This window comes from Armatimonadota bacterium, assembly GCA_013359125.1.
Classification (GTDB): Bacteria; Armatimonadota; Fimbriimonadia; order Fimbriimonadales; family GBS-DC; genus JABWCR01.
Genome location: JABWCR010000021.1, coordinates 1 through 24,839, shown reverse-complemented (window position 1 = coordinate 24,839; position 24,839 = coordinate 1). Strand labels below are relative to the sequence as shown.

Sequence of the window (24,839 nt, the reverse complement as noted above, 5' to 3'; positions counted from 1 at the left end):
TGGCGTCTAACGTCTAAATCGCGTGATCCGGCTCATCCTGCTACTGGCGATCCTGGCCGTCGGATGCCTTGCGTTTGGCCAAAACGACGACTGGATCGAGCAGATCAGCGCGCCCCAGGTGCGCATCGACAAAGACCGCGTTTACGCCGTCGGCCCATTGACTGCCAAATGGAAGGAATTCGTGCTTTCTGGCGGCCGATTGGAAGGATCAAGAGAAACAGGGCTTTACAGGCTGTACGAACGGGCGCGAATCGAGAGCGAATCTCTTACGGGCAGCGGCGCTGAGCTGTTTATCGATGCGCCGAACGAGAGTTGGCGGTTCGTTGACGGACGCGTCGAACTTCGGTCAGAGTTTCTACAAGGTCGGACGGTCTCCAGCGTCTATCTAAGCGGTCAGGCCGTATCGGGCGTTTCGGATCAGGCATCGGCGACCCTGTGCACGGCCACCACGTGCGACCACGACCCTCCCCACTGGCAGATAGAGGCGGGCACAGCGAACGCGATCGCAGACGACCGACTGATCCTTCGAAGGGTCCGCCTGCGCGCGCTGGGCGTTGCTCTCTTTACACTGCCCAGGTTGGTGATTCCGTTGCGTCCAGGCGCTTCGGATCGAGTCATTCTGCCCGAAGTCGGTCAGAACGTTGAGGAAGGGTTCTTTCTCAAGTATGCCGTCGGATATGGAGACAGAGGTTCGGGCTACGGCCAGGCTCGCATCGATCTGATGTCCAAAAAGGGGGTCGGATTCGGCCTGGACCAGCAATTGGGTTCGCTGAAGGCGAACGTCTATGCGCTGCGCGATCAAACGAGAGGCGGCACGACCATCACGGCGCGAGCCCTGCACGAGGCGACTGTCGGCTCGATCCTTGCGCTCTCATCGCTGGAATACAGCCGGAATAGCTTCTTGCAGACATCCAACGCTTTTGGCATGGGCACGGCGCTGACCTGGAAGCACGAAGGGGGAACGGCAAGGCTGTCGGCTCGGCAAAGCGCCAATCAATCCGGCGGATACACCTCCGATTCAACCACAATTTCGCTCACAGAGACGGGAACGGCGAAAGATTGGAGTTGGAACGGCAACATCGATTTTAAGGGGTTCAGCGCAAGGAGCGGGCAGACCGCGCTGAACGACCGGCGCGAGTACGGCGTGGGACTGACCGTCGATCGAACAATGGGTCGGGGCCGTGCTCAGTTCGAAGTTTTGAGGCGCATCCCGGTCGCCAGTTCGGCGCCGTTCTTCGGAGGATTGGAGAAGGCGCCGCAACTCACTTACTTTCTCCCAGCGGTCAAGATCGGCCCAACGACGACATCGTTCCGTGGCTCGATCGGCCATTTGGCAGAAAGAGGTTCGAGATCGGTATCGGGCGAAAGGCTCTATGCCGAAGCAAACGGCTCCTACCTTCCTTATCCCTCGGCCACGCTCGGATACGGCCTGCAACAATCGTTCTACAGCGACGGTACGGCGCAATATGTGCTAAGGAGCGACATGGAGCAACGGATCGGTTCTCGCGGCGAGTTTGCGCTGCGTTGGAACTACCTGCGGCCCTACGGCTACTCGCCCTTTCAATTCGATCGCTCCGGCATCTACAACTCGCTGACCGCCGACCTGCGCGTTCTGAAATTTGGCGATTGGAACCTATCCGCACAGACGGGCTACGACCTCCAAGCCGACAAACTTGGACGAGACGCTTGGCGCACGCTCTGGCTGAACGCGAACTATGAGCCGAGCAACCACCTGCGCTGGCGAACGAACCTGACCTACGACCCGAACCGCGATCGAACGACCGGCATTTTGACCGACGTTATGTGGAATTTCGGCGCATCAAACTTATACTTTAATGCGCGCTTCGATCCTCAGCGCGATCGCTTGGCCAGCGCGAATCTGAGAGTCGAAGCGTTGAATATCGGTCGGACAAAACTCTGGGCCCTGCTCTCTTACAACGGCTATCTAAACCGTTTCGAGAGCCGTCAATTCATGGCGACCTACGATCTGCACTGCGTCGAGTTGGAGTTGCGTTTCATCGACAATCCGTTCGGATTCCGCCGCGATAGAGAGATTTCGATGTTTCTTCGCCTGAAAGCGCTGCCGTCCGAGCCCCGCTTTGGCTACGGCCAATTCGGCCAGCCCGTCGGCGGCATCGGCGAGATATTCTAAGCTCCTGTCAAAGTTGCAATTCGGCCCATCGATTCGGTATGCTCCAAGGTTGCAAGAACTCTGCCTATAAGGAGCGCCCCGAATTGGATTTTTCCCTGCTTAAGAGACTTTGCGAAACCCCCGGAGTGCCTGGCCAAGAGGGCGCGTTACGGTCGGTTGTAACCGAAGCCATGCGTCCTTTGGTCGATAGCATCGAAGTGGACGTGATGGGCAACGTCATAGGCCGCAAATCCGCCGCTGGCCCCAAGGTGATGCTGGCCGCCCATATGGACGAGATCGGCTTCATCGTCAAGCACATCGATGACAAGGGCTTCATCCGACTGCAGCAGTTGGGGGGCTTTGATCCTCGCCAAATGTTCGCTCAGCGCGTGATCGTTCATGGCAAGGGCGGTCAACTTCGCGGCGTATTGACCTATGCGACCAAGCCCAAGCACATGCTCTCGCCCGAGGAAGCGAACAAGCCGCCCAATATTACAGAGTTCTTTGTGGACGTGGGTCAAGCGGCCGACAGGGTCAAGAATTTGGTCGAGATCGGCGACATGGTTACGATGGATCGTACGGTAGAGCAGTGCGGGGACGGCTACATCGGCAAGTCGATGGACGACCGGGTGGGCGTGTTCGTCATGCTGGAAGCGCTTCGGATGTTGCGCTCGCACCAAGCGGACATCTATGCCGTGGCGACGGTGCAGGAGGAAATCGGCTTGAGAGGGGCGCTCACCGCCGCCTATGCTCTAGAGCCGGATATCGGCATCGCGCTCGACATCACCCTGGCCAACGACTTTCCCGGTCCCAGCGAATTCGAGTCGGTTACCAGATTAGGCAGCGGCGCTGCGATCAAGATTATGGACAGTTCGCTGGTCTGCCATCCCAAACTGGTCGATCACTTCCGACAGATCGCTCGCAAAGAGAACATTCCGCACCAGATGGAAATCTTGCCTGCAGGCGGCACCGATGCAGGCGCAATTCAGCGCTCGCGCGGCGGCTCGGTCAGCATCACGCTCAGCATTCCGACCCGATACGTGCACACTGTGAACGAGATGGTGAACGCTTCGGACGTTGAAGCCACGGCGACCCTTTTGGCGCGCTATTTAGAGGTCGCGCACGAGGGCAACTACGCCTACTGATGAAGGCGATCGCCAAAGTACGGCCAGGTCCAGGCGTCGAATTGATCGATGCGCCCGAACCCGAGTTGACGCCCGGAAAAGTTCGAATCAAGGTTCAACGCGCCTCCGTCTGCGGCACCGACGTTCACATCTATCGATGGGACGATTGGGCAGCCGGTCGCATGAAGCCCCCGGTGATCGTCGGGCATGAGTTCTGCGGCGTGATCGAGGAAGTCGGCGAAGGCGTTTCCGGGTTTTCGCCGGGCGACTATATCGCGGGCGAGAGCCACATCATTTGCGGGCACTGCCTGCAATGTCGGCTAGGGCAAGGGCACGTCTGTCAGAACACCAAGATTTTCGGCGTCGATGTGGACGGTTGCTTTGCGCCCTATGTGGTCGCGCCTGCGGCGAACTGCCAAAAGACCGATCTGAGCGTGCCGCCCGAGGTGGCCACTGTTCAGGACCCTTTGGGCAACGCGGTGCATTCGGTCAGCGCAGCGCCCGTCAATGGCGCTATCGTTCTCATCACGGGTTGCGGCCCCATCGGGCTGTTTAGCATTGCGGTCGCAAAGGCGTTGGGCGCCGCAAAGGTGATCGTAACCGAGGTCAGCCCCTTTCGATTGGCGCTGGCAGAGAAAATGGGTGCGGACGTGCTCATAAACCCTTCCAAAGAGAACGCCGCGGGCGCAGTCAACCGAGCGACGGCGGGCATCGGCGCAGACGTGGCGCTAGAGATGTCCGGCCATCCGTCGGCCCTGCCGTTGATCGCCGAAGCGGTGCGGCCAGGCGGCTTCGTCAGCCTGCTGGGAATCTATTCCAATCCCCTCACAACCGATTGGGACCAACTGATTTTCAAGGGCCTAACGCTCTATTGTGTAATCGGTCGGCGGCTGTATGAAACATGGGAGCTGATGCGATCGCTCTTGGCCAACAAGCGCATCGACATAACGCCCGCCATTACGCACCGGCTGCACTACACCGAGGTCGATCAGGCGATGCGACTGATAACCGAGGGCGAGTGCGGCAAAATCGTCTTCGAAGTCGATTAGCAGCCCGCGCCGAACCGCTCCAGCACGATGGCCAGATCGACATCGTCGATCAAACCGTCATGATTCGCGTCCCCCGGCCCCGATCCGCCAAAACTCGCCAAGACGACCGCCAAGTCGTTATCGTCCACACAACCGTCGCCGGTAACGTCGCCCAAAGGTCTCAGTATTGCTACGGCATCAATTTCTGTCGATGAGTTGCCTAACGGTCCAAACGAGGCATTGCCTGCATGAACGATACGGACAAAGTGCGCCACTGTCAGTTCGACTGGCAAGAGCGTCGTTCTATCCACAGCCCAAGAAAGGTCAAACGCGTCGCCTCCTGCCGATGGCGCCTGGAGGCCCGGTTGCCAAGGATCGTCTGGGACCAATGGGTTGCCTCGACCGTCGGTCGGCGTGCAATCAGCATAGCCGACAAAACTGTCCGGACAAACGCCGACGCTTCCAAAGTATATGTTTTGCAGGGGAATATTAAACTCTGGGCGTTGCGGCAGAAGCAAGAACCACTCGTCCGGCTGGCCGTCTCCGTCCAGATCGACGCCCGCTTCCACATAGGCAGGCTCTGCCCATGCGCGGCATTCGTTGCCGACGTAAAAAGCATTGCCGAACACGATGAAGTCAAATCCGTATGGGTTGGCTTGGTCGATGCCGGGCGGAATGTTAAAGATCGGTCGGTCAAAACCCAAGGTAAGATAGCCTCCCCAGCCGAAAGAAACGACTGAGGAGTTATCCGGCACAAAAGGCGTGGCCGCCGCGCTCGGCAATCCGATCGCGGCAGTAGGGTTCTGATAGCCAGATACGCCATTGATCCCGTTGTAATCGACGACTCTCGCGGCAAAGTCGCGGGGGGTTGGATCGTTAGCCGCTGCGAGCGCCGTTAATCCCGCTATCGCGCAAACCGCTAGCGTCCGCCGCCGTCGCAACAGAGCCAGCAGTCCGGCGCCCAGCGCTGCAAGGCTCGTCGGCTCCGGCACGGGCGCGATCGCAAAATAGCCTCCCGCGCCGGTAAACTCCCCGTTCACGATCAACAGGCCGTCTCCATCAAAAGGAAGGAAACGCGAGCCGACAAAAGTCAACCCGGTGGGAAACGGAAACGCGCCATCGAAAACCCCGAACGGCATCGCCGACCCGCCCAACAATCGAGTCAAAGTTGCCCCGCTAGACGCATAGATCGCGCCATGAGGGTCCGTTGCCAGCCCTGCGCAACCGGAACCCAGTCCGCCCGCAAGCGATGCCGCGTCGATCAGATCCATGCCGGTCAAGTCGCCATTCGTGTAGCGAGGCTGAGCCCGCCAAACTTGGCCAGGTAGGCCGGAGAAGTTCGGATCGGCCGTATCGCCAAGAAAAACCTCGCCGCCGAACAGCGCCATCCCGCCGCCATATCCAACGCCAAAAGCGCCCGTCAAATCGAAAGCAGAACCGCTTGCGATGCCATAAACCCGATTTGTGCCCGGGCCGCCATTGGCAAACACGATCGGAGCGCCGTTGATCAGCGCGATCTCTCCCGCATCGGGGATCGAGCCGACCGGCGAGAGTTCGACAGGCGGGGGATTGCCGGGAGTCCAGCTGAACGCCGTATCCAGGTCGCCATTCTCGGTAAAAACCAAAGTCGAATCGTCTCGCCAAGCAATGCCGCCAAAGAATCGATACTCATCGCGAACGAGCGAATGCAGCAGCGTGCGACCGTTTGGGTCGATTCGATCATAAACGTCGATCCGACCGCCTCCACCAAAGCTCCCGACTCCCACTGCTACCTTGCCAGAGGGAGAAACGGCCAACACGGAACCGGTCAAATAAAGCGGAACGGCGTGATAGCCCTCGGCAGGCGTAAAACCGTTCACCTGAGCGAAAAGCGCTGGCGATAAAAGTGCCAACGCAGTAACGACCAAACCGCGATTCATCTGTACTGCCTCCTTTTTGGATGTCGGCGCATGCATTCCAATAAGGAGCAGAGGGGATTGTGCGTCGGACTGCGCCCCTTTGCTCGAAGGGTACGTAAGCCTGCCAAACAACGGCATGGATCGGTCAAGAGCGGGCATTCGGACTCGCCTGTCGCCAGACATTACCGCTGCGGCACAGTCCCGGAATCGCACCGGAGTTCCCCCGCCATGGCTGTTCCGAACCCAAGGATCGGACAAGACCGAAGGACGGACGGCTTGCGCCTCTGGCTTCAATATACCCAAAGATGTCAAGGGGTATACTCAAAATCGATTGTGAAACTTAGTACAAAGTTGCCAGAGCCGAAGGTTTGGGAGCGGCGCGATGAGGTCCGACGCGACTATGTGTGCCAAATGTTCGACCGCATCGCTGGCCGATACGATCTCCTCAACTCTATCATGAGCATGGGCCAGCACCATCGTTGGCGGCGCATTGCGGTCGGGATGGCCGGCCTCAAACCGGGCGGAGCGGCCCTGGACGTCTGCTGCGGCACGGGCGATTTTGCGATAGAACTCTCGCGCGTCGTCGGAGAAGCAGGCCGAGTGGTCGCTGCCGACTTTAGCCCGGAAATGTTAAAGATCTGCTCATCTAAAGCTATCGATAGAGGAGCCCGCATCGAAACCCTGGCCGCCGATGCGCTGAGCCTCCCGTTTGATAACGAGACCTTTGACGCCGTTACCGTAGGCTTTGGCGTTCGCAATCTGATCGACCCGACAGCGGGATTTAGAGAGATGGCAAGGGTCGTCAAACCGGGCGGCAGAGTGGTCTGCCTGGAATGCAGCCGTCCGCGCAATCGCATTGTCCGCGCTCTGTTCGATTTTGCCTCGGTTCGCCTCTTGCCGCGACTTGGGGCTTTGCTCAGCCGTCGAGACGCCTACGAATATCTGCCCAACTCGATCCAAAACTTCGAAGAGCGCGACGAACTGGCCGACAAGATGCGAGAAGCCGGATTGACCGATGTCAAATGGCGCGATCTCAACCTCGGAGTCGTCTGTATCCACGTTGGAGCGAAACGGTGAGCGCCACTGCCGCCCATCCTTTGGCGCTGGTAGAAGACGAGCTTCGATTAGTCGAGGACTACATCCAAAGTCAACTGCAATCCCCAGTCCGTCGCTTGGCCGATCTGGGGGGCCATGTGCTCCATTCGGGCGGCAAGAGACTGCGGCCCGCGCTGACTTTGATGGCTCACCGAGCGGCGGGCGGGCGAGAAGTCGAACGCGCGGTCGCCATCGCCTCGGCCATGGAGTTGGTGCATATGGCGACCCTTGTGCACGACGACGTGGTGGATGGCACCGAAACTCGGCGCGGCTCTCCCACAGCCGGCGTTGCTTTTGGCAACGCGGCCACCGTGTTGTCGGGCGACTTTATGCTATCCCGCGCCATGCGAATTCTGGCGGAAGACGGCGATCTAGCGATCATCCGCTGCGTGGCCAACGTAACCTGCCAGATGAGCGAGGGCGAGGTCGATCAAGTTTTTCTTCGAGGCCAATGGGACGTGCCCGAGAGCCGCTACTATCAAGTCATCGAACGCAAGACGGCGGCCTTTCTTTCGGGCTGCGCTCGCGCCGGCGGGCTGTTGGCAGGCAATTATTCAGACGCGCTGGCCGACTACGGCTATCACCTTGGCATGGCGTTTCAGATGGCGGACGACCTGTTGGACTATCAGGGCGCCCAGGCCGAAACCGGCAAGGCGCTGGGCACAGATTTCAAAGACGGCTCGGCAACGCTGCCTCTGATTCACTGGATTCATCACGACCCCGAGGCTGGGCGCTGGCGGTCGGCTTTCGGCACAGGCCAGCTCCCCTCAGATTGGGATTCGATGGTGGACAAGATGTCGGCAGCGGGCAGTTTGGCCTATGTCCGAGATTGCGCGACCGAACATGCCGAGCGTGCGAAACAAGCTTTGCAACGCCTGCCCGAATCGGATGCGTTGCTCGCATTGCTGGCAGCGGCCGACTTTGTAGCGGCGCGAAACCACTGATGCGCCGCTATTCCACCTACCTGTTCGATCTGGACGGCGTCGTCTACCGCGGATCTGAACCGATATCCGGCGCCATCGAGACTCTAAATGCCCTGCGCGACGCGGACATCGTGTTCGTAACGAACAACTCTTCTCTGACACGGACGGAATATGCTCGGAAACTAAGAACAATGGGGTTTGAATGCGAGCCGTCTCAGTTCTACACTTCAGCGTCGGCCACCGCGACCTGGATCGCGAACGAGATGCCGAACGCTACGGCCTACGTCGTTGGCAGCCCAGGTCTTATCGCAGAACTGGAACAGGCAGGGATTAGGATCGGCGAGGATAGCGACTTTGTGGTCGTCGGCATCGATCGAGACTTCACGTACGATAAGTTGGACGCCGCTCAGAGCGCCATCCGCAAGGGCGCTCGTTTCATCGCCACCAATCTCGATTCCACCTATCCTGCTGACGGAGGTCGCATCCAGCCCGGAGCCGGATCGCTCGTCGCGGCGGTTGCCGCAGCCTCGGGCCAATCGCCTATAGGTATGGGGAAACCCGAAACTCGAATCGTGCAGTCGCTGATCGACCGGGCCGATTGGAGTCCGCATGACTGCCTGGTCGTTGGGGACCGAATGGATACCGACATCGAGTTGGCCTATCGATTAGGCTGCGATTCGGCGCTGGTCTTGACGGGCGTCAGCAACGGACTAGGCCTGGACCCCCATCCAACCTATGTCATAGATCGCTTGCAAAAACTTCTACAATTTGACTAATGCCCGCATCGGCCGTTCTTGTGGCTGCGCCTCTTGGCGCCCGGGGTCATGGCGAAGAACTCGCGAATCATAAAGACCGGCCTCATCAGAAATCCTGCGCGGGCGCCAAGGCACGGGCGAACGCCAGCACGTGGCCGTCAGGGTCCAGGCTGTATGCGGCCGCGTCCCCCCAGTCCCGTGCCAGCATCGGGCTCAGTTCTCGCGCCCCGGCCTCCAACGCCCGCGCGTGGTATGCCTCGGCCGCCGGGTGAAACAGGTACAGTTCGGCCCGCGGCACGCCGCTCGCCAAGGCCGGGTCGGGCAGGCTGTCTCCGAGCAGCCGCCGAATCCCCGCGATCGGCATCAGCCCAAGGACGGCTCCGCCCGGCAGGTCGAATTCGGTCATCCCCGGCACGTCGAGCCGCGGATGGCAGTCCAAGACTGCGGCATAGAACTCCGCGCTCCGCCGTTGGTCGGCTACATATAGAATCAGGTGAGCCGCTGCTCTCATGCGCCGACGCTCCCTCCCGTCGAACAATCATTGGACAGATTGTATAATCCGGTGAAGCCAGCCTGTCCGCCTCCGCCTAACCTCGGCGGGACCAACGGTCGCGCCTTCTTCGGTCTGAATGTAGCCTGGCATATCGCTTCTTGGCGGCGCGCAGCTTCTATTCCGCAGGGTTTGAGGGATTCCTGGCTGCGAAAAACCTCTACAATTCAACCAGACTTCTCTGAGCCGCGATGAACTCCGATACGAAAGGCGATGCGGGATTAGCGGCCAAAACCGAGAATGCCCCTTGCTGAATCACACGGCCCTCCCGCATCAGCACGATCTCATCGGCCAGGTAGGCCGCCTCGGCCAAGTCGTGCGTTACCATCAATGTCGTCTTGCCCAATGCCGCAAAAATCTGCTTAAGGTCTTGCTGAAGCGCAACCCTCACCATCGGGTCTAGCGCGCCCAATGGTTCGTCCAGCAAGAGCACATCGGGGTCGTGCATCAGCGCGCGCATCAGGCTCACCCGCTGTCTCTGACCGCCAGAAAGTTCGGTCGGATAGCGCGGCAACAGGTCGGCAGGAAAGCGCGTCAGTTCGCACAGTTCGGTCAATCGCTTGCGCCACCCGTCTCGCAGCCTCGGTTGCCGACGGGCAAAGATCGCCGCGTTCTGTTCGGCGGTCAAATGCGGAAACAGCCCGCCGTCCTGAATCACGTAGCCCATTTTGTGGCGCAACTGCAGCGCGGTCTCCGGCGAAACGACCGTGCCCATCACCCGCGTTTCGCCCGTATCGGGATAGATCAGGCCGATGGCCAGCCGCAGCAACGTCGACTTGCCGCAACCGCTGGGGCCGATCAGCGCCGTGCATCCGCCAGCCCGCGCGCTCAACGTAGTGGAATACAGCGCAACCGCTTCGCCATATCGCTTCGAGACGCCATCAAACTCGATCATCGCGCAAGCCTCAAGCCCAAAAAGCCCTGGCGATAGGTCGGCACGTACCAGTTGCGAAAACTGCATCGCAAAATCGGCCTTGCGGTCGCCCACGATCCGCCCCGACACACATAGCACGAACCGTCCATATGCTCCTTCGAATAGCCGTCGTAAGGATAGGCCACGAAGCCTTCATAAGGCAGAAACTTGGACGATGTCCATTCCCATGCGCCGCCCGCTCCTTCTAACAGCCCAAACGCAGACGCGGGCTCGTTGTCAGCCCCGTGCGCCGCTCGCTCCCACTCAAACTCTGTTGGCAATCGCGCGCTGGCCCAACGAGCATAGGCCTCCGCATCGTACCAAGAAATGCCCATAACAGGTTCGTCGGGATGCAAAGGCCGCGGGCCGGAAGGCGAATAGGCGAACCAACCGTCCCCATCGAGCCAGTATTCAGGACGCCGATGTCCGCTGTCCGCCATAAACAGAGTCCAGTCGTAGTTCGTAACGGGCAACCGCGAAATCTGAAACTCGTCAATCCGGGCAACGAACGCAGGCCGCTCGTTGTCGTACGCAAACGAATCGCGCGAGCCGAACTCCGTCTCCCCTTCCGGCACAGTGATCCAAGAATGCTCGACGCCCGATCGCCACTCCATACCCGGCTCGCTGCACGGTGCCCCAATCGCCTGATGGATCAGACAGAGAAGCTCTAAGATGCTTTCCTGATGCTGCATCTCGTGCTGAAGAGCAAACTCCCAGGCATATCCGTCGCGCAACAGTGGCTGTGCATCGTCCAGCCGCGCATCGGCTAACAGGCTTAGGCTGCGCTCCCGCGTCTGGCGCAGATACTCGACAATCGCCGCACGATCGGGAATTTGGGTTCGGTCGTCCTTTGGGTTCTCGGGAAGGTTGGCGAATCTGAAAGAAAGCGCTTCGTCCATAGGCGCCTGACCCATCGCACGAACCACCGTCCAATGCTCCTCGGTCATGCCTATATGCCCAAAATGCCAACCGACCGGGCTATAGAAGTCGTGCACGCGCTGACGAAGAAACTCATCCGGCACAAGATCCAAAAGATCAAGCGTCCGCTTGCGAGCGATCGCCATGCGTTCGGCGATCCGCTCTTTCATTTCGGCCTCGCCATCGCATCGGTAAACCACGCCCTTTCATCGCTCCACCGATCGGTCTCGATGAGGCCGGCGGCGCTCAGGATGCGCTCGATGGCCTCATCGCTGTACTTATGGCTCACTTCGGTCAAAATCGTCTCGCCCTCGACAAAGCTAAACTCCATGCCCAGCGCCGCTGCGAGCGCGGTCTGGTTTCGGCGGCTTATCAATCGCATCTCTATGCGGCTCTCTTCTTCCAACCACGGCGCCTGGTGATCGAACTCGTCCAGCATAAACGTCCCGCCCAGTTCGCGATTGATCCTCGCTAACAGATTCTTGTTGAACGCCGCCGTGATCCCTTGCGAATCGTTGTAGGCCGCCCGGATTGTCTCGCGCTCCTTCAACCGATCAAATCCGATCAGCAACCGGTCGTCCGAGTCCATGTTCGCGGCAATCCGACCCAAAAAATCGATCGCCTCCATCTCGGTAAAATTGCCGATGTTGCTGCCCATAAACACGATCAACCTAGGCGCCGGAAAGTCGCGCAATAGGCTCATCGCGTCGTTGTATTCGGCAGCCAGCGCCCGCACGCTCAGCCAATCAAGCTCGGACGTCAGCGCCTCGGCCGTCAGCCGAAGAAACTCGGCCGAAATGTCGATCGGGCAATAAACTTCGGGTCGAACGGTCCGCAACAAGGTTCGCGTTTTGGCCGAACTTCCGCTGCCAAACTCGATCAGCGTGGCCGTCTCGCCGCCGGCACGGGCAATATCGGCGGCATGCCGGTCAAAGATGGCCTGCTCGGTGCGCGTCAGGTAATACTCGGGCAACCGCGTAATCTGTTCGAACAGGGCAGAGCCGTGCGCATCGTAAAAGTGTCGGCTGGACAGTCGCTTCGGCGTGCTGGATAGCCCTTCCGCCACATCCTGCCCAAAATCCTGAATAGAAGGCGAAATCTCATCAACAATGGGGAAAGTCGGCTGGCGCATCCGTGGCTCCGAACGCTAAGGATACCCTAACGGAGCGCTATACAATATTCCTCGCCTTAGGGGTGGCGGAGGGGCGGATGGGGCGAACGCTGGCCACGGCCTCTGGCTCGTAGTCCAGCAACTTCAGCCAATCCTCCATCACGTCCGATTTAGGGAAGATTTCGTTCTCTCGATACTCCAGCCGCACCGCCTCGCGCAGGTCGTCCGCCGAGAGACCGTGCTCGCCCTGCGGGTCGTCGATGGCGCGGTGGATGGCCAGTTCCTTCGCCCGATCGACCACCGACTTGATCAGCGCGCCGCTGGCCAGGTCCTTCCAATGGAGCGTCTCGATGCCGCCGTTGCGCAGATAGACCTGCACAAATTCGGTTTCGGCGCTCTTTCGCCACAAAAAGTCGGTCGCAACGTCCAAGAGTTCCTCTCGGCCGGCGCCTTTTTCCAAGGGCAGCGCGGGTGTCAGATAGATGCCGAAGATGTCTCGCGCGGCGGCTTTGTCAGGCCGCTTGATCTTCACTTTGCGATCGATGCGTCCGGGTCGCAAGATGGCCGGATCGATATAGTCGGGACGGTTGGAGGTCAGCATCACCACGGTGTTTTCCAGCGATACCAAGCCGTCCATCTCGGCACAAAATTGGGGGACGACCGTGTTAGAGATGTTGAGCCATCGGCCCGAACTTCGCGTGCGCAGGATCGATTCGGCCTCGTCGATAAAGATGAAAACGAGGAAGCCCTCTTTGGCTCGGTCGCGGGCGATGCTAAAGATTTCGCGCACCATGCGCTCCGTCTCGCCCAGCCACATGTTTAAGATTTTGGGGCCATTGATATACATAAAGTACTCTTTCACGTCTTGGCCGGTGCGCTCTCGGTACTGCTGGGTCAGGTTGTAGGCGGTCGCCTTGCCGATCAGTGTCTTGCCGCAACCGGGCGGACCGTAGAGCAGAATGCCGCGCACGGGCTGCATGTCGAACTTCTTGTACAGGTCGGCGTGTAACATCGGCAGTTCGATAGTGTCTTTGATCAGTTGGATCGCCTCGTCCTGTCCGCCGACCTGATCCCAGGTCAGAGCCGGAATCTCCTCAAAATAGTAATCTCGCGCGCCCTGTCTGGGGATGTGCTCGACCGCCACGCGCCCGTTGGGCTCGATGCGCACCTCGTCGCCCGGTTCGATTTTGACGGCTTCCAAAGCGCCCGAACGGAAAGCCAGACGGCCCGCGGCGCCCGTCGGATCGCTGGCCACGCGCAAACGACCGTCCTCTAAGGCTTCGGTTACCTTGACCACGGCGCCGCCGGGGTGCGGGCCCAGACTCCCGATGACGGCATAGGCCTCGTTCACCTTCACGCGGTCGCCGGTCTTTAGCGCGTCAGGGTCGATTTTAGGATCGACGCTGGCCAAAAACTCCGAATCGCCGACCGCGATGATAGCAAGTTTCTCGTCTGTCCAACTGAGAAAGACGCCGATGCGGTTGGACGGCGAAGTGAGTTTCTGATAGATTTCCTCGTATTCTCGAGTAACTTCTCGCGCTTCTTTCAGTTCGCGCTGATCGCGCTCGAGCTGTCGGCGGAGCGCAAAGAGGGTCTTGCGAAGGTTTTTGTCTTCGGGCGCGGCTTGGCGCAGAGCGTCTTCCGTCAATTCGACGGCGTCTTGCGATTCGTCCTCGAATGGCAGGTCGTCTTTCTCTTTCGGCATCCCGTCGTTCCCTCTATGCGATTATACCTTTGCGACCCTCGGGTATCCTTGCGGCGAGTCATGCAGGACCTGGACGCCCTCATCCCGCGCCTTGCCAAACGAGAAATCCGCGCCATCGCCCGCGCCATCAGTCTGGCCGAAACCCCCGGCCGCGCAAGGCTCGAACTCCTCCACCGACTTTTCCCCTATTCGGGCGGCGCGTTCAAGATCGGCATCACCGGAGCCCCCGGAGCGGGGAAGAGCACCCTCACCACCCACTTGCTCTCAAAACTCCAAGCCGCGGGCCGCAAACCCGCCGCGCTTGCCGTCGATCCCACCAGCCCCTTTAGCGGCGGCGCCATCTTGGGCGATCGAATCCGAATGCAAGCAGCGACGGAGCTAGAAGGCGTCTATGTCCGCAGCATGGCCAGTCGAGGCAGCCTGGGCGGTCTGTCTCGCGGCGTGGCCGGCGCCATCCGCGTGCTAGAGGCCGCCGGTTTCGACGCCATCGTCATCGAAACGGTCGGCTCCGGACAGCTTCAAGTCGATGTCCGCTACGTGGCCGATGTGGTCGCTCTAACGCTGGTGCCCGAGGCAGGCGACGTTATCCAAGCGATGAAGGCTGGCATCATCGAAATCGCCGACATCTACGTCATCAACAAGGCCGACCGAGAGGGCGCCCAACGCATGAAAACCGATCTGCGCTCCGCTTTGGAGTTGGGCGGTCGATCGATGGAATGGATCCCTCCCATCGTGCTGACCAACGGCCTTACGGGCGACGGTCTAGACGACCTGTTCGGCTTTATTCAAGAGCGACAGGAAGCCCTGAGCAACGACGGCCTCACCGAGCGTCGCAAGGAGCAGTTAGAATGGGAACTCCGCGCTCTCGCCGTCGAAGCCATGGAAAGCCAAGCGAAGACCGCGCTAAAGGAACTCTTCGAGCCAAGCGCGATCGAGCAAGTCCTAACCAAGCAGCGCGACCCGTTTGTCGAGCTGATGCAACTGTGGGACGGCAGGAAGCCAAGCGTCTAAAGCGTATTAAACGGCCATGAGCAAACGAATCCTCCTCAGCCTTTTGGCCCTTTTGCCGTTGCTTGCTTTCGCCCAATCCCGCCTCGAACTGACCGCGAAAGGCGAAAAGGTAACGATCGTCCGCGACGAGTTTGGCGTGCCTCACGTAATGGCCGATACGATCTATGCGCTGTTCTATGGCAACGGCTATGCGGTGGCGCAGGATCGCTTGTGGCAGATGGAGCGCAATCGCCGGGTAGCCCGCGGCGATGCGGCCGAACTGTTCGGTCAATCCGCCGTCGCCCAAGATCAGGCGACGCGATTGGAAGGCTACACCGAGGCAGAGATGGAAGCCATGGCGCGCCGCCTCACGGACGAGGGCCAAACCATTCTACAGGCCTTTGCCGACGGCATCAACGCCTACATCAAGGAGGCGACCGACCAGAAAAAACTTCCCAAGGGCTATGCCGACGCAGGCGCCAGCCCACGACCATGGAAAGTAACCGATACCGTCGCGATCGGCATTATGATGATGCGTCGTTTTGGCTCGGTGGCGGCCGGCGGCGGCGAAATGCGCAACATGGGTCTGCTCGCCTATCTGCGCATGAGGAACAAGGACACGGCCGACCTCTTGCTCAACGAATTGGCTTGGCGCAACGATCCCACATCGCCGGTAACCGTGCCGCCCGAAGAAGATCCTCGCCGACCGGCCAAAGTCGACCCCAAGAAGGACTTAGAGCGGCTTTGCGCGCAGCTGGCTACCATGCCCAACATCGGCCTAGACGTGCTAATGCGAACCATCCGTGTGCTGAACCAAGACGACCAGCGCGAGTTCGCATTGGCCAACGGTCTCTTTACTCAATTTGGCAGTTATGCTCTGGTCGTCGCGCCCTCCAAGTCGGCCTCGGGCAATCCCATCTTAATGGGCGCGCCGCAAATGGGCTTTGGCACGCCCCATATCGCGCACGAAATGCACCTGATGGGCGCAGGCATCAACGCGATGGGCATGGGATTCGCGGGCGTGCCCGGCATCCTCATCGGACATACGGACAAAATCGCCTGGACCTTCACATCGGGCGTGGCCGACCAGGCGGACGTCTATCTAGAGAAGATCAACCCGGCCAATCCAGACGAGTATTGGCACAAAGGACAGTGGCTCAAGTTCGAAAAACGCACGGAGCGCATCGCCGTCAAAGGCGGGCAGCCTGTTACGATGGAGGTACTGCGCAGCGTGCACGGCCCTGTTTTGGCGGTCGATAAGGCGAACAACGTCGCCCTTGCGAAGAAGTCGTCCATGTGGCTGCAAGAGACCGATTCCCTCCGAGCCTATACCGGCTTCTTGAGGGCCAACAACCTACAGGAGTTTGGCGCAGCGGCCAAGTGGTACGTCGGATCGTTTAACTGCTTTGCGGCCTCCCGAGACGGCGACATCGGCTACTGGTTCTGCGGTCGCCAGCCTATTCGGCCGGAAGGCCTCGACCCTCGCCTGCCGGTGTGGGGCACGGGCGAATACGAATGGCTGGGCATCATGCCGTTCGAGGCCATGCCGAGGATGATGAACCCTAAACAAGGCTTTATCGTCAATTGGAACAACAAGCCTGCTGTCTGGTGGGACAATGCCGACACCCCCGTCTGGGGCGCGATCTTCCGCATGCACCGCATGATCCCGCTGGTCAAGAACAAGGCCAAACTGACCGTGGACGACGTCAAGCGTGTCGCGGTCGATATCTCCACCTACGACCTGAACTACGACTATCTGCGCCCCATTCTATTGGACGCCGCCAAAAAGCAGCCGGGAGCGCTGAGCGCGGATGCCAAACAGGCTATGCGACTGATCGAGGCATGGAACGGCTATGGGTACGAAGGCAGCGTGCCCAAGGCGATCTTCGACCAATGGATCAACTCCCTGCGCGAGAAGATATTCCTGGACGATTACGGCAATCTGTTCGATCAAAACCTCTTTAGAACCGCGCTCCAGCCCAGTTTCATCTACTACGCGCTCAAAGGCCGCTCGTCCGCTGTGCCGCGCATCCACGACTTCCTCAACGGCAAGAAACCGGAGGAAGTCGCCATCGACGCGCTGAACGATGCCTGCACGAAATTGGCCCGTCAGCATGGGCCCGCTATGGCCGACTGGCGCTACCGGGCAGGGCGGATGAACCTGGCTCCGCTCGGCGCCGTGCCCTACGATGAGCGAGGCTCCTACATTCAGGTGATCGAGGTTGGAAAGGATCGGATGTACAGCGAGAACATACTGCCGCCCGGTCAATCGGAAGACCCAAGCTCCAAGCATTATTCCGACCAGCGCGAGCTGTCCGGATGGTGGATGTTCAAACCCATGCGGTTCTATCGAGAACAGTTCGACAAACCATGAAGCGGGTTCTCTTCATCTGCGTGGGCAACTCGTGCCGCAGCCAAATCGCCGAAGGGTATGGCAACCATTTCGGCGGCGAGACAGTGATCTGCGACAGCGCGGGCGTGGCGCATTCGGGCGTCGTGCATCCCACAGCGATACAGGTGATGGCCGAGGACGGCATCGATATCAGCCGCCACCGATCGAAGGGCATCGACGCGATGAACCTAGAAGAATACGACGCAATAATCAGCGTCTGCAGCGTCGATACGGACAGCGTCTGCCCGGCCGGATTCATGGGCGTTACCGAGCGTTGGGACATTCCCGATCCGGTATATGGCGATTTGGACGCCTTTCGCCGCGTGCGCGATATGCTGAAGCCAAAAGTCAAAGCGCTGATCGAACGGCTTGCTTCATGAAAGCGGCGATAGTGGACAACGATCTGCTGTTGGCCGGCAAGCTGGCGGCGGGCTTGCGCGCATTGGGGCACGAGGTAAGAATCGTCGGTTCGTTCGATCAAGTCGGCTCGGCCGATATCGCATTTGTGAACTTGGGCAATCGAAAACTGGGTGCTTTGGAAGGCTTGGCCGACTTTCGGGCATTGTTTTCGGGCAAGATTGTGGGTTATGCGGGGCATCGCGAGAAGGAGATTCACGCTCGCGGACGGGAATTGGGCTGCGATCTGACGGCCACTAACCGCGAGATCGTTTCTCGATTGGGACCGTTGATCTCAAGAACCTTTCGGGTCTGATCGCCCTCCCGGGCGGTTGGCCCTTGATAAACATTTTGGGAGGGCGAGCGTCCCCGCGAGCCAAACGGGAATCTGTGCAAATGTAGCACAATTTTGAGTACGAATCAGACCCTGCGCAGGCAATAGGCGGCCTGTGCAGAGAGCATCAACAGATTCTCTCAAAATACCGCCGCCGTCCCGGCGGTCCGAACATCCGCCAGCGAGGACGCTGGCGGTACATTGACAGACTTCAATCCCTCCGCACCCGCCGTTTGGTGTGGAGGGTTTAGCAGGTTGAAGGTTGACCAGCCCGCTCTCACACGTCCTTTCAAGGGGAAGGCGCCGAAAGCAGGAATCTTGGCGTAAGGCAGATAATAGATTGAGAGATGACAACAAGAGAAGAAGGAGGCATTGAATACAAACCGGCTCGAATTTGGTGGCCGAGGTTCGAGACGGCACCAAGCCAGGCAGAAGCCTGGCGTTCCAATGCACCCCCCTACTTCGCCGAAAGCCAGTCTTTGCCGAGGCCGGCCTCGGCCTTTAGGGGCGCGCGAAGCTCAAGCGCGCGCTCCATCTCAGCCCGCACAATCTCCGCCATAGCAGACGCCTTCTCGTCCGGCGCCTCGAAGATCAGCTCGTCGTGAATCTGTAGCAAGAGTCGCATGGGAAGCCCCTCATGCACCACGCGCCGCCAGAGATTGACCATCGCCACCTTGATCAAATCCGCCGCGCTGCCTTGCACAACGGTGTTAATAGCCAGCCGCTCGCCCAATGCGCGGGTGTTCCGGTTGGGCGACACAATCTCGGGTATGGCTCTGCGCCGCCCCAAGATCGTTGAGACATAGCCGTGCTGTAGCGCCTGTTGGATACACTCCTCCATAAAGGTCGCAATGCCCGAGAACTTGGCCTTATAGTCGTCGATCAGTTTGGCCGCATCGCTTACTTCCAGGCCTTCGATCCGGCGCGACAGGCCATAAGGAGTCACGCCGTAGATGATGCCAAAGTTGATCGTTTTGGCGCGGTCTCGCTGCTGACGGCTGACGCTGTCGAGCGGCACATTGAACACCTGCGAAGCCACCGCCGCATGGATATCCTCGTCGCGCTTAAAGGCCTCTAACAGTGCCTCGTCCTGGCTAAAGTGCGCCAGAACCCGAAGCTCGATCTGAGAGTAGTCCGCGCAAATCAGCGACCACCCGGGAGGCGCCACAAAGGCCTTTCGAATCTGACGGCCCACATCGGTGCGCACGGGGATGTTTTGAAGATTCGGGTTTTGTGAGGCCAACCGGCCCGTCGCAGCCACCAATTGATGAAACGTGCTGTGAATGCGCCCGTCTTTAGGGTCGATCGCATCGCGCAGATTGCCCAGATAGGTGCTGATCAGCTTCTGCAACTGGCGATACTCGATCAGCAATCGCGGCACGGCCGATTTCGGATCGCCCTTGTCTTCTTGAGCGGCTAAAGTTTCCAAAACTTCAATGTCGGTGCTGCGTCCGGTCTTGGTGTTCTTAACCGACTTGAACCCGAGTTTGTCGAAGAGCACCTCGGCCAACTGCCGGGTCGATTCGATAGAGAACTCCTCGCCGACTGCGTCGAACACTTGCTGTTTGAGCTCGGCGGCGCGGGCTTCCAAAATCTTGCCCTGTTGGAGCAGTTCGTCCGGATCGCACAGTATGCCCGTGTGCTCCATCTCTGCGATAGCGACCGAAAGGGGCGATTCGACTTCCTCCAACAGCCGCGCCATCTCCATTGCCTCTATCTGGGGCTTTAGGCGGGCGCGCAGGCGCAGGGCGATGTCGGCGTCCTCGGCGGCATAGACGGCGATCTTGTCCAAGGGCACATCGGCCATCGAGCCTTGCTCTTTGCCCGCGCCGATCAGATCGGTGATGGGGATCATCTTGTAGCCCAACAGCATGTCTGCCAGATGATCCAACTTCTGCGAGCTTTGCGCCGGATCGATGAGAATGCCCGCCAGCATCGTATCGAATTGGGCGCCCATGGTTCGAATGCCGTGCTTTAGCAGTTGCCGAGCGTCGAATTTGATGTTGTGGCCGCACTTGGATACGGCTTCGTTTTCTAGGAACGGTTTGACTTTATCCAACACAGCCTGCGGGTCTAGGTGCTTGCTCGGCTCGGGCGAGAGCATGGGGATATAGGCACCGCGCCCTTCCTCCCAACTGAGGCTGATCCCGCACAGTTCGGCATCCTTTTCCAGGCCGGTCGTTTCGGTGTCGAAGGCGACGATGGGGCAGTTTGCCAAGCGATCCAGCAGATCGGTCAGTTCTTTCTCCGTGCTAATGGTCTGATACTCGCCGCGCTCTTGGGTTACAACGGGCGGCTCCAGATCGAGCAGCGATTGCTGAGGCTGGGCCGGTCCGCCCAGCTTCTTAACCTCGTCCTGATAGCGGTTAAAGCCCAATTCTTTGAACAGCGGCAACAGTTTGGACAAATCGGGCGTCTTGGCGCGGGCGGCCTCCAGATCGAACTCGAACGGACCGTTCCGTTCTAATGTAACCAATCGCCGGGACATCTCGATATGGGCTTTGGCCTCTTCGAAGGCCTCTCGCTTTTTGGGCGTCAGTTTGTCCAGGTTCTGATAGATGCCGTCCAGCGAGCCGAACTCCTGGATCAACTGCGCTGCGGTCTTAACGCCGATGCCCGCCACGCCCGGCACGTTGTCGCTGCTGTCGCCGGTCATGGTCAGCAGGTCGATCACCTGGTCGGGCGAAATGCCCTTCTTTTCCCTCAGCCCGTCGACATCTAGAACTTCGTCGGTATGAATGTCGAACATCGCGACGCGATCGCACAGCAGTTGCTCAAGGTCTTTGTCTTTAGAAACGAGGCGGATGTGGACATCGCTTAGATTCGGATCGGACAGCACGCGGTTGACGATGGTGGCGATCACATCGTCCGCCTCCAAGCCTGGCGATCCGATCACTGGCAGCCCGAAGCCGGCAAAGATGTCAAAAATGCGCGGGATTTGGGTAATCAGATCATCCGGCGTCTTTTCGCGAGTGCCTTTGTAGTCTTCGTACATTTCATCGCGAAACGTCTCGCCCGGCATATCGATGGCAACGACGGCAAAGTCCGGCTTTAGTTGTCCCATCAATTTGATCATCATGCCAGTGATGCCAAACGCCGCATGCGTCGGCTCGCCGGTGATCGGGCTGCGCATACCGCCCCGAATCGCATAGTAAGCGCGAAAGATTTGGGCGTAGGCGTCGATCAGATAGAGCGTGCGGGCCATAGGCTATTCAATTCACGCTGTGGTACCTTGCTCCTGCGAAGGTAGAATGGCGGAATGCTGGCCAAGCGCATCATTCCGTGCCTGGATGTGAACAACGGCCGTGTGGTCAAAGGCGTCCAATTCGTCAATCTGCGCGACAGCGGCGATCCGGTCGAGTTGGCCGAGCGATATGATCGAGAAGGCGCCGATGAGCTCGTTTTCCTGGACATTACCGCCAGCCATGAGAGGCGAGAGACAGCGTCGCAGTTGGCGGCACGGGTGGCCGAACGCCTCTTTATCCCATTCACGGTTGGCGGCGGGATTCGCACGGTTGAAGACTTCCGAGCAATCTTGCGAGAGGGAGCGGACAAGATCAGTGCGAACACGGCGGCGATCGAGCGGCCTGAACTGATAACGGAGGCCAGCGAGCGATTTGGCGCTCAATGCGTCGTGCTGGCGATCGATGCGAAGCGCGTCGGCAATCGCTGGAAGGTCTATTCTCATGGCGGGCGGCACGAGACCGATCTGGATGCGATCGAGTGGGCGGTCAAGGGTCAAGACTTGGGCGCGGGGGAGATTCTGCTGACCAGCATGGATCGGGACGGGGGCCAGGTCGGATATGATTTGGCGCTGACGCGAGCGGTGGCGGACGCGGTCTCGATTCCGGTCATCGCGTCCGGCGGCGCTGGCAGTCCGCAGCATGTGTTGGAGGCCTTTACCGACGGCAGGGCCTCGGCCGCGCTTTTGGCTTCGACACTGCATGACGGGGTCCTCAGCATCAAGCGAATCAAGCAATACCTGGCAGAAAACGGCGTTTTCGTCCGTTCTGTCGAATCGAAAGAAGGAATCTGACGAAGCCGCATCGAACTAGTCCCACATCGCTTGCTTTTATTGTCTCTTTGGCCGCGCCCTTTATCGTTGATTAGGATTGCTCTGGGTAGGAGGCATATTATCGAATGTCTTATCAACCGAATAGGTTGTTTACGGATCCGCTTAGCCGTACGATAGTTGAATCGGTTCGTCCTTTTAACGATCTGACGCTGTTGCTGAGGCCGTCTCGGCGGTTTCTGTTCTACGCTCAGTACCAGCCGCGCGAGTTCGTGCCGGAGTTTAACAAGCCGTGCTTTGGCGCGCTGGCGTTTAAGAACGACCCGGATAAGAAGCCTCAGATTGTGATCGAAACAGAGCCGATCAGCGATTCGTTGCGTCGGAGCTATTTGGACAACGAGATTCTCTGGATCGAGGTGTTCGAGGAGCCGGGCGGACTGGCCATGGTCAGCGAGCATTGCGGGGTGCGCATGTCGGTCAACGGCGCGGCGCACAAGCTGAGCAAGATGGTGGCGGCGCCGCTCTCTTGGGTGCGCGAGCGAATGGCGCAGCCGTTGGGCCGCTTGGTCCAAAGCTACCATGAGCGCTTGTTGCGCGACGCTGTCGAAACGCTGGCGCACGACCACCATGTCGAATGCCATCACCAGGTGCCGTTCGGTTTTGCCACCGGCTATCGTAAGGATATGCCCAAGCCTATAGCCCGCGCCGCAATGGACGTGGTGATCACAATCAGTTATGAGACCGATCCGGACGGCATCGTGCTGTTGCCAGTTAAGATCGACCTGCACAATTGCCATCAAGACGACCCGATAACGATGGATCGCGATCGAATGTTGGCCGAGTATGCTGGGCAGATCGAAATGCCGATGCTGATCGTGCGCGCGGGCGCAGAGCCCGAAGAGTATATCTTCGATTGTCCGTCGCTAGGGGTGTCGCCTGGCTTTGTGCGCGGCCGCGATCGGGCGGATTGGGGCAGAGCGCTGTCGCCCTATGTTTGCGAGGCGATGCGCTATATCGGTCGCCCCGTCGCTCTGGTATGAACACCGACTATCTGGGCACGGCGATCGCGCTGTTGAGCGAACTGCGGGAGACGCAAAAGGATCGGCTGGAGACCGGCGCGGAGTGGATCGCCCAAGCGGTGGAGGCGGACAAACTGGTATGGGCGTTCGGCGCGGCGCACGCCGCGATTATCACAGAGGAACTGTTCTATCGAGCGGGCGGGCTGGCGTGCGTTTCGCCCCTGCTATTGCCCGGTTTGACGTGCGCCTCGCGTCCGATTACGCTGACATCGCTGGAGCGTCAGGATGGCGTTGTCGAGACCTATCTGAGGGACATTCCGATTGAAAAGGGCGATGTGATGATCGTGCACTCTGTATCGGGCCGAAACGCCGCACCGGTAGAGATGGCGATTGGGGCGAAGGAGAAGGGCGCCAAGGTAATCGGGCTGACCTCGGTGCGATTTAGTCTTTCGACGGAGTCTCGAAATCGACATGGGAAGCGGCTGTTGGAGGTCGCCGATCTGACGATCGATAACGGCGCGCCGCCTGGGGATGCTCTGGTGAAGATCGAAGGCTTCCCTCAGCCGGTTTCGCCGATATCGACGGTAACCGGAGCCGCGCTGATGAACGCGATGATGGCCGAAGCCTGCTTCTTGCTGAAGCAACGGGGCATCGATCCGCCCGTGTTCAAGTCGGCCAACATGGAAGGTGGAGACGAGTGGAATCGCGCTTTGTTGGAACGGTATCGCGGACGGGTTTGGTACTTGTAGCGCTAGACGATTCTGGCGGCCTGTTCGCCCATCCAGATAGCGAGGATGCCGACGAACAGATGTCCAAAGGTGTAGAGCGCGGCGCGTCCCCACATGCCGGAGTTCATCAGACCCAAGGTTTCGTAGCCGAACGTTGAGTAAGTCGTGTAGCCGCCCAATAGTCCGACGGCCAACAACAGCCGCCAAGCCTCGCCGCCTTCGCGCTTGAGGATAAGGCCCATGACCAGACCGATGAGAAACGTTCCGGTCATGTTGACGAAGAAGGTGCCCCAGGGGAAGTCGTGGCCTAACTTAGCCTGCACCCAGCGTCCGAGCCAAAATCGAGCGTTGGCGCCTGCCGCCGCCCCGATGCCGATGTAAGCCGCCTTGGCCAGTGGATGCACTGCGGTAAGGATACCTGGGTCGCGATTCGTACTCAAAATTGTGCTACATTTTCGCAGATTCCCGTTCGTTTCTAGCGCCTTCGGGAGGCCGAGCGTCCCCGCGAGGCGACGGCCGGAACGCCAGGCTTCTGCCTGGCCGTCTCATCCACCGCTTTACGATCTCTCCACGCCCATAGGTGTGGAGGTGTGGAGAGATCTGCGCTGGACTGGCGTCCGTTTTTGCAACTGAAACATAAGCCGGGCTCTTTGGGCAAAGCGGCGTATAATAGATTTGTCGTCGTATCGTCGCCGAGAGTGGGGTTTTGCGGCGGGTTGGGCCGGGCGGAAGGTTCCAGGGGGCCGGCGGGACGCCGGCGGTACTTTGACGGCGAGGCCAAAGATCCGGGAGGCCGAGCGTCCCCGCGAGGCGAAAG

At 59.5% G+C, this 24,839-nt stretch carries 21 protein-coding genes and 1 riboswitch; of the genes, 13 read left to right on the top strand and 8 right to left on the bottom strand.

Annotation, left to right across the window (positions count from 1 at the left end):
* The first annotated feature begins 22 nt into the window (after positions 1-22).
* From HUU60_10040 to tdh, 3 genes are read left to right on the top strand one after another with little or no spacing between them, the layout of a single operon-like run.
* Positions 23-2,152 (top strand): hypothetical protein, encoded by a 2,130-nt coding sequence (locus tag HUU60_10040; GenBank protein NUL83049.1) that lies wholly within the window; start codon positions 23-25, stop codon positions 2,150-2,152.
* 38 nt (positions 2,153-2,190) lie between these two features.
* A complete protein-coding gene (locus HUU60_10035) occupies positions 2,191-3,276 on the top strand; it encodes a M42 family metallopeptidase (protein ID NUL83048.1) in 1,086 nt (361 codons plus the stop codon).
* A complete protein-coding gene (gene tdh / locus HUU60_10030; protein ID NUL83047.1) occupies positions 3,276-4,304 on the top strand; it encodes an L-threonine 3-dehydrogenase in 1,029 nt (342 codons plus the stop codon). Before HUU60_10035 ends, tdh begins: the two co-directional genes overlap by 1 nt.
* Here tdh and HUU60_10025 read toward each other — a convergent pair.
* A complete protein-coding gene (locus tag HUU60_10025) occupies positions 4,301-6,202 on the bottom strand; it encodes a PEP-CTERM sorting domain-containing protein (GenBank protein ID NUL83046.1) in 1,902 nt (633 codons plus the stop codon). The two genes, tdh and HUU60_10025, sit on opposite strands and share 4 nt — an antisense overlap.
* 111 nt (positions 6,203-6,313) lie before the next feature.
* Positions 6,314-6,443, bottom strand: a riboswitch (cobalamin riboswitch).
* A 71-nt stretch (positions 6,444-6,514) separates the two neighbouring features.
* Here HUU60_10025 and ubiE point away from each other — a divergent pair.
* The 3 genes from ubiE to HUU60_10010 are packed head-to-tail and all read left to right on the top strand — an operon-like array spanning position 6,515 to position 8,975.
* Entirely contained in the window at positions 6,515-7,258 is a 744-nt protein-coding gene (gene ubiE / locus HUU60_10020; protein ID NUL83045.1) for a bifunctional demethylmenaquinone methyltransferase/2-methoxy-6-polyprenyl-1,4-benzoquinol methylase UbiE, read from the top strand.
* Positions 7,255-8,220 carry a polyprenyl synthetase family protein gene (locus tag HUU60_10015; protein ID NUL83044.1) on the top strand — a complete coding sequence of 322 codons (966 nt, stop codon included), beginning with the start codon at positions 7,255-7,257 and terminating at the stop codon, positions 8,218-8,220. The genes ubiE and HUU60_10015 overlap by 4 nt, the downstream gene beginning before the upstream one ends.
* Entirely contained in the window at positions 8,220-8,975 is a 756-nt protein-coding gene (locus HUU60_10010) for an HAD-IIA family hydrolase (protein ID NUL83043.1), read from the top strand. Before HUU60_10015 ends, HUU60_10010 begins: the two co-directional genes overlap by 1 nt.
* 85 nt (positions 8,976-9,060) lie before the next feature.
* Here HUU60_10010 and HUU60_10005 read toward each other — a convergent pair whose 3' ends face one another.
* The 5 genes from HUU60_10005 to HUU60_09985 form a co-directional block, all read right to left on the bottom strand.
* Positions 9,061-9,465, bottom strand: a complete 405-nt coding sequence (locus HUU60_10005) for a glyoxalase (GenBank protein ID NUL83042.1) — start codon at positions 9,463-9,465, stop codon at positions 9,061-9,063.
* 199 nt (positions 9,466-9,664) lie between these two features.
* Positions 9,665-10,399, bottom strand: coding sequence for an ATP-binding cassette domain-containing protein (locus HUU60_10000; GenBank protein NUL83041.1), 735 nt, complete (start codon positions 10,397-10,399; stop codon positions 9,665-9,667).
* The gene (locus tag HUU60_09995; GenBank protein NUL83040.1) at positions 10,396-11,505 is read right to left on the bottom strand and encodes an SUMF1/EgtB/PvdO family nonheme iron enzyme; all 1,110 of its coding nucleotides are present in this window, start codon (positions 11,503-11,505) and stop codon (positions 10,396-10,398) included. Before HUU60_09995 ends, HUU60_10000 begins: the two co-directional genes overlap by 4 nt.
* The gene (egtD, locus tag HUU60_09990) at positions 11,502-12,467 is read right to left on the bottom strand and encodes an L-histidine N(alpha)-methyltransferase (protein ID NUL83039.1); all 966 of its coding nucleotides are present in this window, start codon (positions 12,465-12,467) and stop codon (positions 11,502-11,504) included. The genes HUU60_09995 and egtD overlap by 4 nt, the downstream gene beginning before the upstream one ends.
* A gap of 37 nt (positions 12,468-12,504) precedes the next feature.
* Positions 12,505-14,151, bottom strand: coding sequence for an AAA family ATPase (locus tag HUU60_09985; GenBank protein ID NUL83038.1), 1,647 nt, complete (start codon positions 14,149-14,151; stop codon positions 12,505-12,507).
* Between the two features lie 60 nt (positions 14,152-14,211).
* Between HUU60_09985 and meaB the strand changes: the two genes are divergently transcribed.
* From meaB to HUU60_09965, 4 genes are read left to right on the top strand one after another with little or no spacing between them, the layout of a single operon-like run.
* Entirely contained in the window at positions 14,212-15,162 is a 951-nt protein-coding gene (gene meaB / locus HUU60_09980; GenBank protein NUL83037.1) for a methylmalonyl Co-A mutase-associated GTPase MeaB, read from the top strand.
* A 16-nt stretch (positions 15,163-15,178) separates the two neighbouring features.
* Positions 15,179-17,515 carry a penicillin acylase family protein gene (locus HUU60_09975; GenBank protein NUL83036.1) on the top strand — a complete coding sequence of 779 codons (2,337 nt, stop codon included), beginning with the start codon at positions 15,179-15,181 and terminating at the stop codon, positions 17,513-17,515.
* Positions 17,512-17,913, top strand: a complete 402-nt coding sequence (locus HUU60_09970) for an arsenate reductase ArsC (protein ID NUL83035.1) — start codon at positions 17,512-17,514, stop codon at positions 17,911-17,913. The genes HUU60_09975 and HUU60_09970 overlap by 4 nt, the downstream gene beginning before the upstream one ends.
* Complete coding sequence (locus tag HUU60_09965; protein NUL83034.1) at positions 17,910-18,245, top strand: hypothetical protein; 336 nt, start codon at positions 17,910-17,912, stop codon at positions 18,243-18,245. The genes HUU60_09970 and HUU60_09965 overlap by 4 nt, the downstream gene beginning before the upstream one ends.
* Before the next feature lie 475 nt (positions 18,246-18,720).
* On the opposite strand, the gene polA is transcribed toward HUU60_09965, so the two are convergent.
* Complete coding sequence (gene polA / locus HUU60_09960) at positions 18,721-21,468, bottom strand: DNA polymerase I (GenBank protein ID NUL83033.1); 2,748 nt, start codon at positions 21,466-21,468, stop codon at positions 18,721-18,723.
* 54 nt (positions 21,469-21,522) lie between these two features.
* On the opposite strand from polA, the gene hisF reads away from it, so the two are divergent.
* The 3 genes from hisF (at position 21,523) to HUU60_09945 (ending at position 24,043) form a co-directional block, all read left to right on the top strand.
* Complete coding sequence (hisF, locus tag HUU60_09955) at positions 21,523-22,299, top strand: imidazole glycerol phosphate synthase subunit HisF (GenBank protein NUL83032.1); 777 nt, start codon at positions 21,523-21,525, stop codon at positions 22,297-22,299.
* 104 nt (positions 22,300-22,403) lie between these two features.
* Entirely contained in the window at positions 22,404-23,315 is a 912-nt protein-coding gene (locus HUU60_09950) for a hypothetical protein (GenBank protein ID NUL83031.1), read from the top strand.
* Positions 23,312-24,043, top strand: coding sequence for an SIS domain-containing protein (locus HUU60_09945; GenBank protein NUL83030.1), 732 nt, complete (start codon positions 23,312-23,314; stop codon positions 24,041-24,043). Before HUU60_09950 ends, HUU60_09945 begins: the two co-directional genes overlap by 4 nt.
* Before the next feature lie 2 nt (positions 24,044-24,045).
* On the opposite strand, the gene crcB is transcribed toward HUU60_09945, so the two are convergent.
* Positions 24,046-24,417: a fluoride efflux transporter CrcB gene (gene crcB, locus HUU60_09940; protein ID NUL83029.1), complete on the bottom strand. Its 372-nt coding sequence runs from the start codon at positions 24,415-24,417 to the stop codon at positions 24,046-24,048.
* Between the last annotated feature and the right edge of the window lie 422 nt (positions 24,418-24,839).